This is a genomic window from Blautia schinkii, from assembly GCF_013304825.1.
Lineage (GTDB): Bacteria > Bacillota > Clostridia > Lachnospirales > Lachnospiraceae > Blautia_A > Blautia_A schinkii_B.
Window position 1 is genome coordinate 142,639 of sequence record NZ_JAAWUO010000003.1, and the last position, 14,951, is coordinate 157,589.

General features: G+C 43.7%; 11 protein-coding genes. 10 read left to right on the top strand and 1 reads right to left on the bottom strand.

Features of this window, described 5'->3' with window-relative positions; translation table 11 throughout:
* Positions 1-48: 48 nt before the first annotated feature.
* From HFM85_RS03455 to HFM85_RS03470, 4 genes are all read left to right on the top strand, one after another.
* Positions 49-219, top strand: a complete 171-nt coding sequence (locus HFM85_RS03455) for a chorismate--pyruvate lyase (RefSeq protein ID WP_119239745.1) — start codon at positions 49-51, stop codon at positions 217-219.
* Positions 216-1,223, top strand: a complete 1,008-nt coding sequence (locus tag HFM85_RS03460; protein ID WP_173737032.1) for a LacI family DNA-binding transcriptional regulator — start codon at positions 216-218, stop codon at positions 1,221-1,223. Before HFM85_RS03455 ends, HFM85_RS03460 begins: the two co-directional genes overlap by 4 nt.
* 219 nt (positions 1,224-1,442) lie before the next feature.
* Positions 1,443-3,119, top strand: coding sequence for a glycoside hydrolase family 13 protein (locus HFM85_RS03465; RefSeq protein ID WP_173737031.1), 1,677 nt, complete (start codon positions 1,443-1,445; stop codon positions 3,117-3,119).
* Between the two features lie 15 nt (positions 3,120-3,134).
* The gene (locus tag HFM85_RS03470) at positions 3,135-5,126 is read left to right on the top strand and encodes a glycoside hydrolase family 31 protein (RefSeq protein ID WP_173737030.1); all 1,992 of its coding nucleotides are present in this window, start codon (positions 3,135-3,137) and stop codon (positions 5,124-5,126) included.
* Between the two features lie 208 nt (positions 5,127-5,334).
* Here HFM85_RS03470 and HFM85_RS03475 read toward each other — a convergent pair whose 3' ends face one another.
* Positions 5,335-6,564 carry a dicarboxylate/amino acid:cation symporter gene (locus HFM85_RS03475; RefSeq protein WP_173737029.1) on the bottom strand — a complete coding sequence of 410 codons (1,230 nt, stop codon included), beginning with the start codon at positions 6,562-6,564 and terminating at the stop codon, positions 5,335-5,337.
* A gap of 251 nt (positions 6,565-6,815) precedes the next feature.
* On the opposite strand from HFM85_RS03475, the gene leuS reads away from it, so the two are divergent.
* The 6 genes from leuS to HFM85_RS03505 all read left to right on the top strand — a co-directional run bounded on the left by leuS (position 6,816) and on the right by HFM85_RS03505 (position 14,812).
* Positions 6,816-9,236: a leucine--tRNA ligase gene (leuS, locus tag HFM85_RS03480; protein WP_119239741.1), complete on the top strand. Its 2,421-nt coding sequence runs from the start codon at positions 6,816-6,818 to the stop codon at positions 9,234-9,236.
* Between the two features lie 340 nt (positions 9,237-9,576).
* A complete protein-coding gene (locus HFM85_RS03485) occupies positions 9,577-10,938 on the top strand; it encodes a radical SAM protein (RefSeq protein WP_173737028.1) in 1,362 nt (453 codons plus the stop codon).
* 92 nt (positions 10,939-11,030) lie between these two features.
* Entirely contained in the window at positions 11,031-11,687 is a 657-nt protein-coding gene (locus tag HFM85_RS03490; protein ID WP_173737027.1) for a TVP38/TMEM64 family protein, read from the top strand.
* A gap of 78 nt (positions 11,688-11,765) precedes the next feature.
* Positions 11,766-13,052, top strand: coding sequence for a chloride channel protein (locus HFM85_RS03495; protein ID WP_173737026.1), 1,287 nt, complete (start codon positions 11,766-11,768; stop codon positions 13,050-13,052).
* 150 nt (positions 13,053-13,202) lie between these two features.
* Positions 13,203-13,406 (top strand): hypothetical protein, encoded by a 204-nt coding sequence (locus HFM85_RS03500; protein ID WP_173737025.1) that lies wholly within the window; start codon positions 13,203-13,205, stop codon positions 13,404-13,406.
* 167 nt (positions 13,407-13,573) lie between these two features.
* On the top strand, positions 13,574-14,812 hold the full coding sequence (locus HFM85_RS03505) for an AGE family epimerase/isomerase (RefSeq protein ID WP_173737024.1): 1,239 nt from the start codon (positions 13,574-13,576) through the stop codon (positions 14,810-14,812).
* Positions 14,813-14,951: the final 139 nt, after the last annotated feature.

Consider the following 14,951-nt stretch of genomic DNA (forward strand, 5'->3'; position numbering starts at 1 on the left):
AGCCTGTTTTTAACTGAATATATTAAAAGAAAGAGAGAGGATAAAATAATGCTGGTATGTGATTATATCGTAAAACAGATTGACGGAGATTACGCTCATCTTCAGCGCGTGGATCAGACGGAAGAAGAATTGAAGGTCGTTGCAAGAGCACTGCTTCCTGCAGAGATCTATGAGGGCTGTGAGCTTCATTATGAGCTGATGCAGTATTCAATGAAATGATAAGGCTGCAGGATATCGCGGATATGGCAGGGGTCAGTCGTACAACCGTATCCAATGTGATAAATGGAAATACAAAACGGGTTTCGCAGAGTACCATTGACCGGATCACAGCGATCCTGAAGGAGCAGAATTATGTTCCTCACATGGGATCTGTGATGCTTTCCGGACATGGATCAAGGATCATAGGAGTAGTTCTCGGTTTTTCTTTTATCCATGGCATGCAGTCTCTGCAGGATTCATTTGTGGGAGAGATCACCGGAACGCTGCAGGTGGAAGCGGAGAACAGAGGCTACTACATCATGCTCATTGGCGGGGAAAAGATCGATAATGTGGTAGATATGGCATCCCGCTGGAATGTAGAAGGCCTCATCATTATAGGATATAACGAAGAACAGTATCACCGGCTTTCCAGAAAGCTGAATAAAAAGATGGTATTGATCGATGCCTATCCGAAAGGCGGATATAGCTTTCAAAATGTAGGAGTAGATGATTATTCCGGAGGATATCAGATCGGGGAATATCTGTATTCCTGTGGATACCACCGGGCGCTTTTTATTGCGGAGACAGAAGAGGACAGTGATTATGCCAGGTGGCTTGGATTTAAACAGGCAATGGAAAGAAATGGCGGCTTCTGCAGTCGTTCCCGTTATGTGGTGGTTCCCCAGGAACCCCGGCGCAGACTGAAAAAATATGAAGAGCTGCTACCACATTTTCTGGAGACAAAGGCACTGGCATTTTCTTCTGATTACACAGCTGTGGAAGCTATCAATTATTTTACAGACAGGGGAATCAGGATTCCGGATCAGATTTCCATTACCGGCTTTGATGATAATTTTTATGCGCAGATCGTCAGGCCAAAGCTGACCACCATTCATCAGGATGTTCATCAGAAAGCAGTTCTTGCCTTACGGAAGCTGCTTCTTATGGCAGAGGGAAAGGAACCTGCCAAAAAAAATGTAAAAAGCCCTGTCTGGCTTGTAAAGAGAGATTCTGTAAAAGAGTAGCAGGATCTCTTTTTTTATTTTGTGACGACTTTTCCTGGGACATCATCGGGATACGATGGAAATTCTTTCACCGGACAGTAGTGACTTATTGTTAAAACTGCATAAAAAAAACAGAAAATTTTGGCAGAAATTTAAGTTTCACGAGAAACCTGTTGATTTTAAAGGGCGGATAGGATATGCTGATTTCAGAATCAAACAGAAAAAAGGAGGCCGTTTACCATGAAAAAAAACTGGTGGAAAGAAAGCGTGGTATATCAGATTTATCCGAGAAGTTTTAAGGACAGCAACGGAGACGGAATTGGTGATATTCCCGGAATTATAGAAAAACTGGACTATCTGAAGGAGCTGGGAGTAAATGTTCTCTGGATCTCACCCATGCTGGAATCCCCGCAGGATGACAATGGATATGATATTTCCGATTACCGCAGGATCTATAATGAATATGGAACCATGGAGGATTATGAAAAGCTTCTTGAGGAAGCACATAAACGTGGTATTAAGATCCTCATGGATCTGGTTGTAAACCATACTTCCGATGAACACAACTGGTTTATTGAAAGCAGGAAATCCAAAGATAATCCTTACAGGGATTACTATATCTGGCGGAATCCGGTCAATGGAAAAGAACCAAATAACTGGGGAAGCGTATTTGGAGGACCTGCATGGGAGTATGATCCTCAGACAGAGATGTATTATCTTCACCTGTTTTCCAGAAAACAGCCGGATCTGAACTGGGAAAACGAAAAGGTCCGTCAGGAAGTTTACGATATGATGAATTTCTGGTGTGAAAAAGGAATCGATGGTTTCCGAATGGACGTGATCAGCATGATCTCCAAGGATCAGTCATATCCGGATGGAGAAATGAACGGAGGATTATACGGTGATTTCGGTCCTTACTGCGTCCATGGCCCGAGGATCCACGAGTTTCTCCAGGAAATGAACAGAGAGGTTTTATCCAGATATGATGTGATGACAGTTGGAGAAACCTCCGGTGTGACTATCGAAGAGGCACAGAAATATGCAGGTGAGGACAGGAATGAGCTGAACATGGTGTTTCAGTTTGAGCATGTAGAGGACCAGGGATCAGACCATGGTAAATGGACTACCGAGAAATACGATTTCCGGGAATTTAAAAAGGTTATGATCAAATGGCAGGAAGAGCTTGCGGGAAAAGCATGGAACAGTCTGTTTCTTGGAAATCATGATCAGCCAAGAAGTGTTTCCAGATTTGGAAATGATAATCCTGCATACAGGGAAACTTCAGCCAAAATGCTGGCCACCTGCCTTCATATGATGCAGGGAACTCCTTATGTTTATCAGGGAGAAGAGCTTGGAATGACCAACGCTTATTTTACAGAGCTTAAGGATTACCGGGATATCGAGAGCATTCAGTATTTCCATGAATATACAGAAGCCGGTATTTATACACCGGAATACATGATGAAGTGCCTGATGCTGAGAGGGCGTGACAATGCCAGAACACCGATGCAGTGGGAGGATTCCCATCAGGCTGGCTTTACTGAGGGAACACCATGGATCAGGGTAAACTCTAATTATAAGGAGATCAATGCTAAGCAGCAGCTTTCAGATCCTGATTCTATTTTCCATTATTATCAGAAGCTGATCCGTTTAAGAAAAGAAAAACCAGTGATCGTTTACGGCGCTTTTGAGGCACTTTACAGAGATCATGATCAGATTTTTGCGTATACCAGAACACTTGAAGGAGAGAAACTTCTTACAGTCTGCAATTTCAGCGAACATGTGGCAGAAATGGAAATTCCGGAAGAATTTCAGAAAAAAGCAGAATGTCTGATCACAAATCTTGGAAGAAAGGATTTTGGAAAGAAAGTGATCATGAAACCTTATGAGGCATTTGTTCTTTACAGAAATCTGTAACAGGGAGAGGGGAAAATGATAAAAAAATATGTATATGGAGAGCCCTTTGAGACTGAGGCACTGACAGAAAACATTGAGACAGAAGAGGGAAAACCAGGGTATGGAGAAATCTGTGCAGAAGATGGCTTTTCTTTTACTTATATCATGGATGAAGAGGATATCGTTTATGGACTGGGAGAATCCAACCGTGGCATCAACAAGAGGGGATTCATTTACACCAGTAACTGTACCGATGATCCGGAGCATACAGAGGATAAACATTCCCTGTATGGTGCACATAATCTTATCATTGTGTCAGGAAAAGAAACCTTTGGAATGTTCTTCGACTATCCGGCAGCGATCACCTTTGACATTGGCTATACCAGAATGGATACCATGAAGGTAACCTGCGAAAATGCAGACCTGAAGCTTTATGTGATCGAGGGAGAGAGTCCCTATGATATTGTAAAGCAGTTCCGTCATGTGATCGGAAGAAGCTATATCCCGCCGAAATTTGCCTTTGGCTTTGGACAGAGCAGATGGGGCTATACTACAAAAGAAGATTTCAGGAAGGTTGCAGCCGGGTATCGTGAAAATCATATTCCTATTGATATGATCTATATGGATATCGATTATATGCAGTCTTATAAGGACTTTACATTAAACGAAGAGAATTTTCAGGATTTTCCGGAGTTTGTGAAGGAACTGAAGGATCAGGATATCCGTCTGATTCCTATCATTGATGCCGGTGTCAAGGTAGAGCCGGGATACGATGTTTATGAGGAGGGTGTTAAAAACCGTTATTTCTGCCAGAGAGAGGACGGCAGTGATTTTGTGGCTGCTGTATGGCCGGGAGATACCCATTTTCCGGATGTGCTGAACAAAGATGCCAGAAAGTGGTTCGGTGATAAATACCGTTTCCTGATCGAAAAAGGAATCGATGGTTTCTGGAATGATATGAACGAGCCGGCGATCTTCTATTCCACAGAGGGAATGAAAGAGGTTAAAGAGCTTGCCGGGGAATTTGCAAAAGATACGGAGGGAAAGATCCATATCTGGAAGATGCAGGATGCGCTTCGCAATGCTGCAAATAATCCGGAAGATTATAGGAGATTTTATCATAATGTAGATGGCAAAAAGATCCGCCATGACAAAGTCCATAACCTGTTTGGCTATAATATGACCAGAGCAGCAGGAGAGGCTTTTGAACGGATCGATCCGGAAAAACGTTTTCTGATGTTTTCCAGATCATCCTATATTGGTATGCATCGTTACGGTGGAATCTGGACCGGCGATAATAAATCCTGGTGGGCTCATATCCTTCTGAACCTGAAGATGATGCCATCTCTGAATATGTGTGGTTTCCTGTATGCAGGAGCAGATCTGGGTGGATTTGGCGCAGATACTACAAGAGAGCTGCTGCTTCGTTTCCTTGCACTTGGAGTATTTACACCGCTGATGCGTGATCATACAGCGATCGGTACCAGGGAGCAGGAATGCTATCAGTTTGAAAATGTGGAAGATTTCCGTCATGTGATCGGTGTAAGATATCGTCTTGTTCCATATCTTTACAGTGAGTATATGAAGGCTGCACTGAACGATGATATGTATTTCCGGCCAATGGGCTTTGTTTATCCGGAGGATAAGATTGCCGTACATGTGGAGGATCAGCTGCTGCTTGGAAATGAGATCATGATCGCTCCGGTTTATGAGCAGAATGCAAGAGGTCGTTATGTATATCTTCCGGAGGAGATGAAGTTTGTGAAATTCCTTCCGGACGGAACTATTGCGGAGGAGATCCTGGAAAAAGGTGTACATTATGTGGAAGTGGCGCTGAATGAGATCCCACTGTTTATCAGGAAGGGAAAATGTATTCCTGTTGCAGAAGCTGCGGAATGTGTGGCAGCTCTTGATACAGAAAATATGCAGCTTCTCGGATATGAAGGCGCGGAGTATACCTTATATGAGGACGATGGGGTTCATAAGGATTATGACAGAGAAGATAATTACCGTGTCCTGAAAAAATAAAATAAAAATTTCTGTGTAACATCATTTACGTTAAACAGTATAAAAAATACAGGATGTGAACAGTTGATAAAAAATAAAGCCGTAAGTATATGTGAAAGTTTCTTAAACATATATCTTACGGCTTTTTTGCTATTATTACTTTACATAATATATTTTATGTAAAGTAGTCCTGCATTATGTATAAATAATACTTCAGGCAGATCTGTTTTTATACTTCTTCCTCAACCCTGATAACGTTTTTCAGTACAGAGCAGCAGGCCATATCACCGATAACATTGACACAGGTAGCACCCATATCACACAGGGTATTGATACTGATATAAACACCGAGAACTCCGGCTGGAAGTCCGGCCATAGTTGCCAGTGCTGCGAAGGATGCGATAGCACCGCCTGGAACACCAGGAGTACCAACGGAAAGCAGTACGTTTGCAAGAAGGATAATGATCATAAGAGAAATACTTACATGGATCCCACAGGCATTTGCAAAGAACATGATCATAAAGGACATCAGGATAGATACTGCATCCATGTTAACGGTAGCACCAAGAGGAATGGCGATGCTGGTGATCTGGTTGGATACCCCCATCTCTTCTTCCATACACTGTTTACTTAATGGAATGGTGGCGGAGCTTGAGCAGGTTCCGAAAGCATTAAGTGCTGCAGGCAGGATTGCTTTCAGGAATTTCAGCGGACTCTGTTTGCCGATCAGCTTTACAGAGAGACCGTACACTACAATAGCGAAGCCAAAGAATGCCACATACAGAATGACAAGCTGTGTTGCAAGGGAAATGATAGTCTCAGTTCCGTTGGCTTCCACAACCGGTACGATGGTACAGAAAACACCGATGGGTGTAAAGTACATGATAGTTGTGATGATCTTCAGGCATACTTCATTGATGGAGTCAATCAGATTCAGGAATGGAGTTCCTTTTTCACCAACTGCGATCAGTGTGAAACCGATGATCAGGGCAAATACCAGAACCTGGAGCATGTTTCCGTCGGCAAATGCAGCGATTGGGTTGGATGGGATCAGGTTTTTCAGGGTATCGAGAATACTGCTCATTTCTGTAGCCTGAATGTCAGCCGTTGCCATTTCGAATTTTACGCCCTCACCGAGGTGGATCAGTCTTGGAATGATCAGTCCGCACAGGCTGGCAAGTGCTGTTGTGCAGAGAAAATAGATCATGGATGCGGCAGTGATCTTGCCGGTAGTACGTGCATTTCCGATGGAACAGATTCCAATGACAATGGAACAGAAGACCATGGGAAAGATCATCATGTTCAGGGCATTCATGTAGATACTTCCGATCAGACTGGTCACGGTAAGAACCGGTTCAAACCGTCCGGCCAGAAAAAGTCCTGTGAGAATACCCAGGATTAGTCCTGTAAAGATCGCACCGGTAATATGCTTCCGGTACCAGGAATAAAAAGATTTCATTTATGCGTTCCCTCCTAAGAAAAATATGTATGATATGTATAATATAGGAAAATACATGCAGGAAATTATACCACGTGAAAAAAGAAGCGTCAATAAAACAGGTCAGGATCGTCGGTTTACGCATATTTCGACGGAAAAGGGCTGTTTTTGGATTTCTGTTTGACAAATACAGCATAAGTAGTTAAAATTAAAAGCAGTGTGTGAAAGCATTAAAGTATTAATACTGAGTAATTTGTCAGGAGGAATAAAAAATGGCTGCACCTTATAACCATAGAGCCATCGAAGCGAAATGGCGCACAAACTGGGAGAAAAAACCGGTAAATGTCAATGACGGCAAGAAACCGAAATATTATTGTCTGGATATGTTCCCGTATCCGTCCGGAAACGGTCTTCATGTAGGACACTGGAGAGGCTATGTGATCTCCGATGTATGGAGCCGTTATAAAATGCTCCAGGGTTATTACCTGATCCACCCGATGGGATGGGATGCTTTTGGTCTTCCGGCTGAGAACTATGCCATCAAGATGGGTGTTCATCCGGCAGTATCTACAGCAGCAAATATTAAGAACATCAAACGTCAGATCAACGATATCGCAGCAATCTATGACTGGGATATGGAGGTTAATACAACAGATCCGGAATTTTATAAATGGACACAGTGGATCTTTGTGAAAATGTTCAAAGAAGGTCTTGCATATGAGAAGGAATTCCCGATCAACTGGTGTCCTTCCTGTAAGACAGGTCTTGCAAATGAGGAGGTTGTAAACGGATGCTGCGAGCGCTGTGGTACAGCAGTTACCAAAAAGAACCTCCGTCAGTGGATGCTCCGCATCACAAAATATGCAGACAGACTTTTAAGTGATCTGGATAAACTGGACTGGCCGGAGAAGGTTAAAAAGATGCAGACAGACTGGATCGGCAAATCCTACGGCGCAGAGGTCGATTTCCCGGTTGAAGGAAGAGATGAGAAGATCACTGTCTATACAACAAGACCGGATACTCTTCACGGAGCAACTTTCATGGTACTTGCGCCGGAGCATGCTCTTGCGAAATCTCTTGCAACAGACGAGACAAGAGAGGCTGTAGAGAAATATATCTTTGATGCTTCCATGAAGTCCAATGTAGACCGTCTCCAGGATAAAGAGAAGACAGGTGTATTCACAGGTACTTATGCGATCAATCCGCTGAACGGCGAGAAGCTTCCGATCTGGCTTTCCGACTATGTTCTGGCAGATTATGGTACAGGTGCTATCATGTGCGTACCTGCTCATGATGACCGTGACTTTGAGTTTGCAAAGAAATTTGATATTCCGATCATCCAGGTTATCGCAAAAGACGGAAAAGAAATCGAGAATATGACAGAAGCTTACACAGAGGCTTCCGGAACCATGATCAACTCCGGTGAGTGGAATGGAATGGAATCTTCCGTACTGAAGAAGGAAGCACCGCATATCATCGAGAAGCTGGGTATCGGACGTAAGACTGTCAACTACAAACTGAGAGACTGGGTATTTTCCCGCCAGCGTTACTGGGGTGAGCCGATCCCGATCGTACACTGCCCGAAATGCGGTGCTGTACCGGTACCGGAGGATCAGCTTCCGTTAAGACTTCCGGAGGTAGAAAGCTATCAGCCTACAGGAACCGGAGAGTCACCTCTTGCAGCTATTGACGAGTGGGTGAATACCACATGCCCATGCTGTGGTGCTCCTGCAAAACGTGAGACAAACACCATGCCTCAGTGGGCAGGATCTTCCTGGTATTTCCTCCGTTATGTAGATAATAAGAATAATAAAGAACTGGTTTCCAAAGAAAAAGCTGACAAATATCTGCCGGTAGATATGTATATCGGTGGTGTAGAGCATGCTGTTCTTCACCTTCTGTACTCCAGATTCTACACCAAGTTCCTGTATGATATCGGAGCTATTGATTTCGATGAGCCGTTTGTCAAGCTGTTCAACCAGGGTATGATCACAGGTAAAAACGGAATCAAGATGAGTAAATCCAAAGGAAATGTTATTTCACCGGATGATCTTGTAAATGATTACGGATGTGATTCCTTACGTATGTATGAGCTGTTCGTAGGACCGCCGGAACTGGATGCAGAGTGGGATGACAGGGGAATCGATGGTGTATCCAGATTCCTGAAGCGTTTCTGGACACTTGCTCTTGACAGCATTGAGAAGGATATCCCGGCTACCAAGGAGATGGAGAAGACCCGTCATAAGATGGTATACGATATCACCAGCAGACTTGAGGCCTTCAGCCTGAATACCGTAGTGTCCGGATTTATGGAATACACAAACAAACTGATCGCTATCGCAAAGCAGAACGACGGTGCTGTTGACAAAGAGACTATCGAGACAGCTACCATTCTTCTTGCTCCGTTTGTTCCTCATATCGCTGAGGAGATCTGGGAGAAGCTTGGACATGAGGATTCCATTTTCCATGCACAGTGGCCGGCTCACGATGAGGAGCTTATGAAGGATGATGAGATCGAGGTTCCGGTTCAGATTAACGGCAAGACCAAGGCTGTTATCAGTATTCCGGCAGATATCTCCAAGGAGGATGCAATTGCAGAGGGAAAGAAAGCAGTTGCAGATAAGATTTCCGGAAATATCATCAAAGAAATCTATGTACCGAAGAAGATCATCAATATCGTAGTAAAGAAATAAGATTAATCAAAAACACCCGAAGCAGGGCGAAGATATTTCTGCCTTTGCCAGGGTGTTTTTTTGATAAACATCATGAAATCAGTAAGTGTGCACAAAAATAACAAATGTTATTTAGATGAAATGTCAAAAACATTTAGGCATTTTAATAGATTTGCCTAAATTTTGGTCATACCAATTATATTGTCTATTGTTATTCAAATGGAAAAAACGTACAGTAACACCATGAGTCAGGCAAAGGCAGTAAGAAAGCTTTGTTACTCGAAATGCAGTGTGACGGAATGAAGATGTCCGTTTAGCTGGATTGCATATCTACATTGAGAGAAATAAGGAGAGAGACAGTATGAGCGCAATGAACACACTTAAGAAATTCGGACTGGAACAGGCATTCAACTATATTTATAAAGATCCGGATAAGAATTTTATCAAGATCATGGACTGGGCAGATAAATTTTCCGGTGGTGGATTCCCTACACAGAGAGCAATGATCCGCGAAGCCATTTCTGATCCGGAACATCCATATTATCCGTTTATTCATAGATTGGTAACTGACATTGATCCGCATGTTATGAAAACTCTGGTTGCAAACTTCTTTATCAATGCGAATCTTGCAGGCTGGAAGAAACAGGATGAATGCCGTGAGAAATATGGCTGTAATATTCCGTGGGCGATCCTTCTTGATCCAACAAGTGCATGTAATCTGCACTGTACAGGATGCTGGGCAGCAGAGTATGGAAACAAGCTGAACCTCACCTACGATGAGATCGACGACATCATCCGCCAGGGTAAGGAGCTTGGCGTTTATATGTATATTTACACAGGTGGAGAGCCACTCGTAAGAAAAAAGGATCTGATCCGTCTTTGCGAGAAACATAATGACTGTATCTTCCTTTCCTTCACAAATGCAACATTGATCGATGAGGATTTTGCAAATGATATGCTTCGGGTAGGAAACTTTGTTCCTGCAATTTCACTGGAAGGATTTGAGACTGCAACAGATGGCAGAAGAGGAAATGGTGTATACCAGAAGGTTATCAAAGCCATCAATCTTCTCAGAGAGAAGAAGCTTGTATTTGGTATCTCGGCATGTTATACAAGCGCAAATTTCGAGTCCATCACATCGGAGGCGTTTTACGACAGTCTGATCGATCTTGGAGCGTACTTTATCTGGTATTTCCATTATATGCCGGTTGGAAATGATGCTGCACCGGAGCTGCTCCCCACACCTGAACAGAGAAGAGAAACCTATGAGCGCATCCGTAAATACCGTGCAACAAAGCCGTTGTTTGCCATGGATTTCCAGAATGATGCAGAGTTTGTGGGAGGATGTATTGCAGGTGGACGCCGCTATCTCCATATCAATGCAAATGGTGATATCGATCCATGTGTATTTATCCATTATTCTGATTCCAATATCCGTGAGAAATCACTTCTGGAAGCACTGCAGTCTCCGATGATGATGGCATATCATGACGGACAGCCGTTTAATGACAATATGTACCGCCCATGTCCGATGCTTGAAAATCCGCAGAAGCTGAGAGAAATGGTAGAAAAATCCGGAGCACATTCCACAGATCTTCAGTCACCGGAGAGTGCAGAGCATCTCTGTGCGAAATGTGACCGGTATGCTGAAAACTGGAAACCGGTAGCAGAGGAAATGTGGAGGGAAGATCAGGAGAGAAAGGCAGAGAAGAAAGTCGGCTGATCCTGAAACTTAAAAAAGCAGAACTTATGAAAGAGCACGGTACCGGAAACAGGTGCCAGTGCTCTTTTTTTTGAAAACGGAGTGATCAAACCATGAAAAAAATGATTGATAACATCAGAAAATATCTGCCGGTGGTGCTCATTCTTGTGCTGCTTCTTTTCTGCATCTGTTATAAGAAAGATCTGTCTGTGGAAAAGATCCTGCGCTATACGCCGAAGGAACCTGTTAAGGCAGCATTACTTATGCTTGTGTTTTATGCCGTGAAAAGTGTCTCCTTTGTATTCCCCATTGCAGTTCTGCAGCTGGCTGTAGGACATCTGTTTTCTACAGGAACTGCACTTCTGGTGAACTTTCTGGGAAGAGCAGTTACATTGGCACTTCCTTACTGGATGGGACGTTTTTCCGGCTCTGCCATGGTGGAGAATCTTACTTCCAAATATCCGAAGCTGAAAACAGTGGTGAATTACCAGAACGGAAATCCTCTGTATATCTCTTATTTTATGAGAACACTGAATTTTTTGCCCGGGGATGCAGTGAGCCTGTTTCTGGGTGCGGTGAAGATCCCATTTGGAGTATATATGCTAGGTGGGATGCTGGGAACACTTCCGGGAGTTATCCTTGCCACGATATTTGGAGCAAATATCAAGAATCCAGGATCACTGGCATTCTGGCTTTCCGCGGTGCTTCTTGTGATGATCAGTGTATTTTCGATCCTGATACACAGGTATATTTCCCGGAAGAAAAAATGACAGTGCTTTCGCTTCCTTCTTTTACTGAGCGAAAAAATGTAGTATAATGCAGACAACAAAGAAAAGAGGGGAAGGAACATGGGGATAGATCATAACAAAAGATTAAAGGAGCATTTATATTATTACAGTGCAAGAATCAGCCGGGATATGTCAAATCTGATCAAGTGGCTGGTTCTTGCTGTTGTTACAGGATGTATCGTAGGGGCAGCCAGTACACTGTTTTCTGTTACACTGAAGGCAGTAACCGGTTACAGGAAGGCTCATGAATGGATTTTTCTTTTATTGCCGTTATCCGGACTTATTATTGTATTTTTGTATGAGAAGCTTGGAAAAGAGGATGGAGGGACCAACCAGGTTCTTTCTACTGTGCGTTCCAGAGACGATGTGCCGATCCTCTCTGCACCACTGATCTTTATCACAACGGCACTGACTCATCTTACCGGTGGTTCTGCGGGACGTGAGGGGGCAGCGATCCAGCTTGGAGGAAGCATTGCCAATCAGCTTGGAAGGTGGATCCATCTGGACGAGGAGGACCGACATGTAATTGTCATGTGCGGCATGAGCGCGGCGTTTTCAGCGTTGTTTGGAACGCCGATGGCAGCGGCAGTTTTTGCGCTGGAGGTGGTAAGTGTGGGGGTGATGTACTATGCGGCGCTGATGCCGTGTATGATCGCATCGCTGGTTGCCTCCGGATTTGCGGCAGGAATGGGTATTACACCGGAGAGCTTTCACGTGACGGATATTCCCGCGCTCACAATAGAAAGCGGACTGAAAATGGGTGTTGTGGCGCTGGGATGCGCAGTTGTCAGTATTGTATTCTGTATTGCACTAAATGGCGCTGCAGGCTTGTATGTCAAATGGTTTAAAAATAAATATGTTCGCGTGGTGGCTGGAGCATGTCTGGTCATTGCAGTCACCTTTATGCTTAGAACAAATGAATATATGGGAGCAGGTGCAGAGCTTATAGAGAGAGCGGTGGAAGACGGACAGGCAGATACTTTCGCTTTTTTCTGGAAAATGGTGCTTACTGCACTGACTATGCGCGCAGGATTTCGTGGGGGAGAGATCGTACCTTCTTTCTGCATCGGAGCCACTTTTGGCTGTGTGATGGGAAATCTTATGGGGATTTCTCCGTCAATCTGTGCAGCCTGCGGAATGGCAGCAGTTTTCTGTGGTGTAACCAACTGCCCGATCACATCGATTCTGATCGCTTTTGAAATGTTTGGATTTAAAGGGGTATCTTTCTATCTGATCGCAGTATCCATCAGTTATGCAGCATCGGGATATTATGGTCTTTATAAGGATCAGACCATTGTGTACTCCAAATATAAAGCAAAATATGTGAACCGGCATACCAGGTTCTGATATAGGGCGAAATTTGAAGGGGCGTGTGTATACAGGTGTAATATCTTATGGAAAACCGCATGGATATGGCAGGAAAATAATCTGGACATTCACGGAAATCTGATGTAATATATTAAACGTTAGTATTTACAGAAAGGCAGATTTTGAGGTATGGAAGAGAAGATTCTTGATTTTATCATGGAGTATGCACAGGAGAATGAGGGAGTTCCGTTTCAGGTGATCGAGGAGAATTTTAATATCATTATGGATGATAAGCTGAAAGACATCATCAGTGATGCGATCTGGGACAAAGATAATGTTTCTGACGTGATCATGGAAAATGACCGTTATGTGATCACCTGTTTTGTAGATTAATACAGGGATGTCTGTGACCGTTACGGTAATGGAATTAAGAAATCTGATATGAGGAGAATGCATATAAGGCATTCTCCTTTTTTCATCAATATGTCAAAATACTCCAAAGGAATTGAAGTCCCCCAAAAAGAATGATATCCTAAAGAAAAACAGATGGGGTGGTTGAAATGAACAGCAAATATGAGATCAACACAAAAGAAAACCGGGAATTCCTGAAAGCATCCTGTGAGGAGCTTTTGAATTTCGGACATCGGTTTCCTTCACCGAATGGAGGTTCCTATTATCTGGGGGATGACGGAACACCTTGGAAGAACAGAAACCGGGAAACCTGGATCACCTGCCGTATGGCACATGTATACAGCCTGGGGCTGATGCTTGGCCATGAAGGAAGCGGAGAGCTTGTGGATGCGGCACTGAAGGGCCTTAAGGGAGAGCTTCACGATGAAAAAAACGGCGGCTGGTATGCAGGTGTGACACAGGAGGGAGATATTATGCCGAACAAACAGTGTTATGCACATGCCTTTGTGATCCTGGCTGCATCTTCCGCACTGACAGCCGGAAGACCTGGGGCGAAAGAGCTCCTTGAAGAGGCATTGGCTGTTTATGACCGACATTTCTGGAATGAAGAGGAAGGGCTGGCCTGTGATACCTGGAATACGGAATTTACTGTGCTGGATGATTACCGTGGATTAAATGCCAATATGCATACGGTAGAAGCTTTTCTGGCAGCAGGAGATGTCACCGGAGATAAAAAATATCACATTCGTGCAGGCAGGATCATTGATCATGTGATCCAGTGGGCGGAAGATAACTCCTGGAGGATCCCGGAACATTTTACGAAAGAATGGGTGGCAGATCTTGACTGTAACCGTGACCGTCCGGATGATCCGTTTAAGCCATACGGCGCAACACCGGGACATGGAATCGAGTGGGCAAGACTGATCACACAGTGGGCGCTTGCAAACTGTGGGGAAGAGAAAGAAAAATTGGAAAAATATCTCCAGGCAGCAGAGAAACTTTACACAACAGCAATAAAAGATGGCTGGAATGCAGATGGTGCACCGGGAATTGTATACACGACAGACTGGAATGGCAAACCGGTGGTACATGACCGTATGCACTGGACTCTTGCGGAAGCGATCAATACCTCCGCAGTTCTTTACCATGTGACCGGTAAGGAGAAATATGCGATAGATTATGCTGAGTTTATGAAGTACCTGGATGAAGTGGTCATGGATCACGAAAACGGTTCCTGGTTCCACCAGCTGGATGAGAAAAATCATCTGAAAGGAACTGTATGGCCGGGAAAATCCGATCTGTATCATGCGTTGCAGTCAACTCTGATTCCGTATCATAAGGCAGATATGTCCATTGCTCCGGCAGTGAAGAAAAATCTGGAAATATAACGGAATAACTATAAGGCAGATATTTAGTTATAAATAAGCAGGGAATGCAGGTTAAGAATATCTGTTTTATTAACTGTTTACAAAATAAAAACCTTCCTGTATCCAAAGAGCTTTCTCATAACAGATAATTACAGATTAA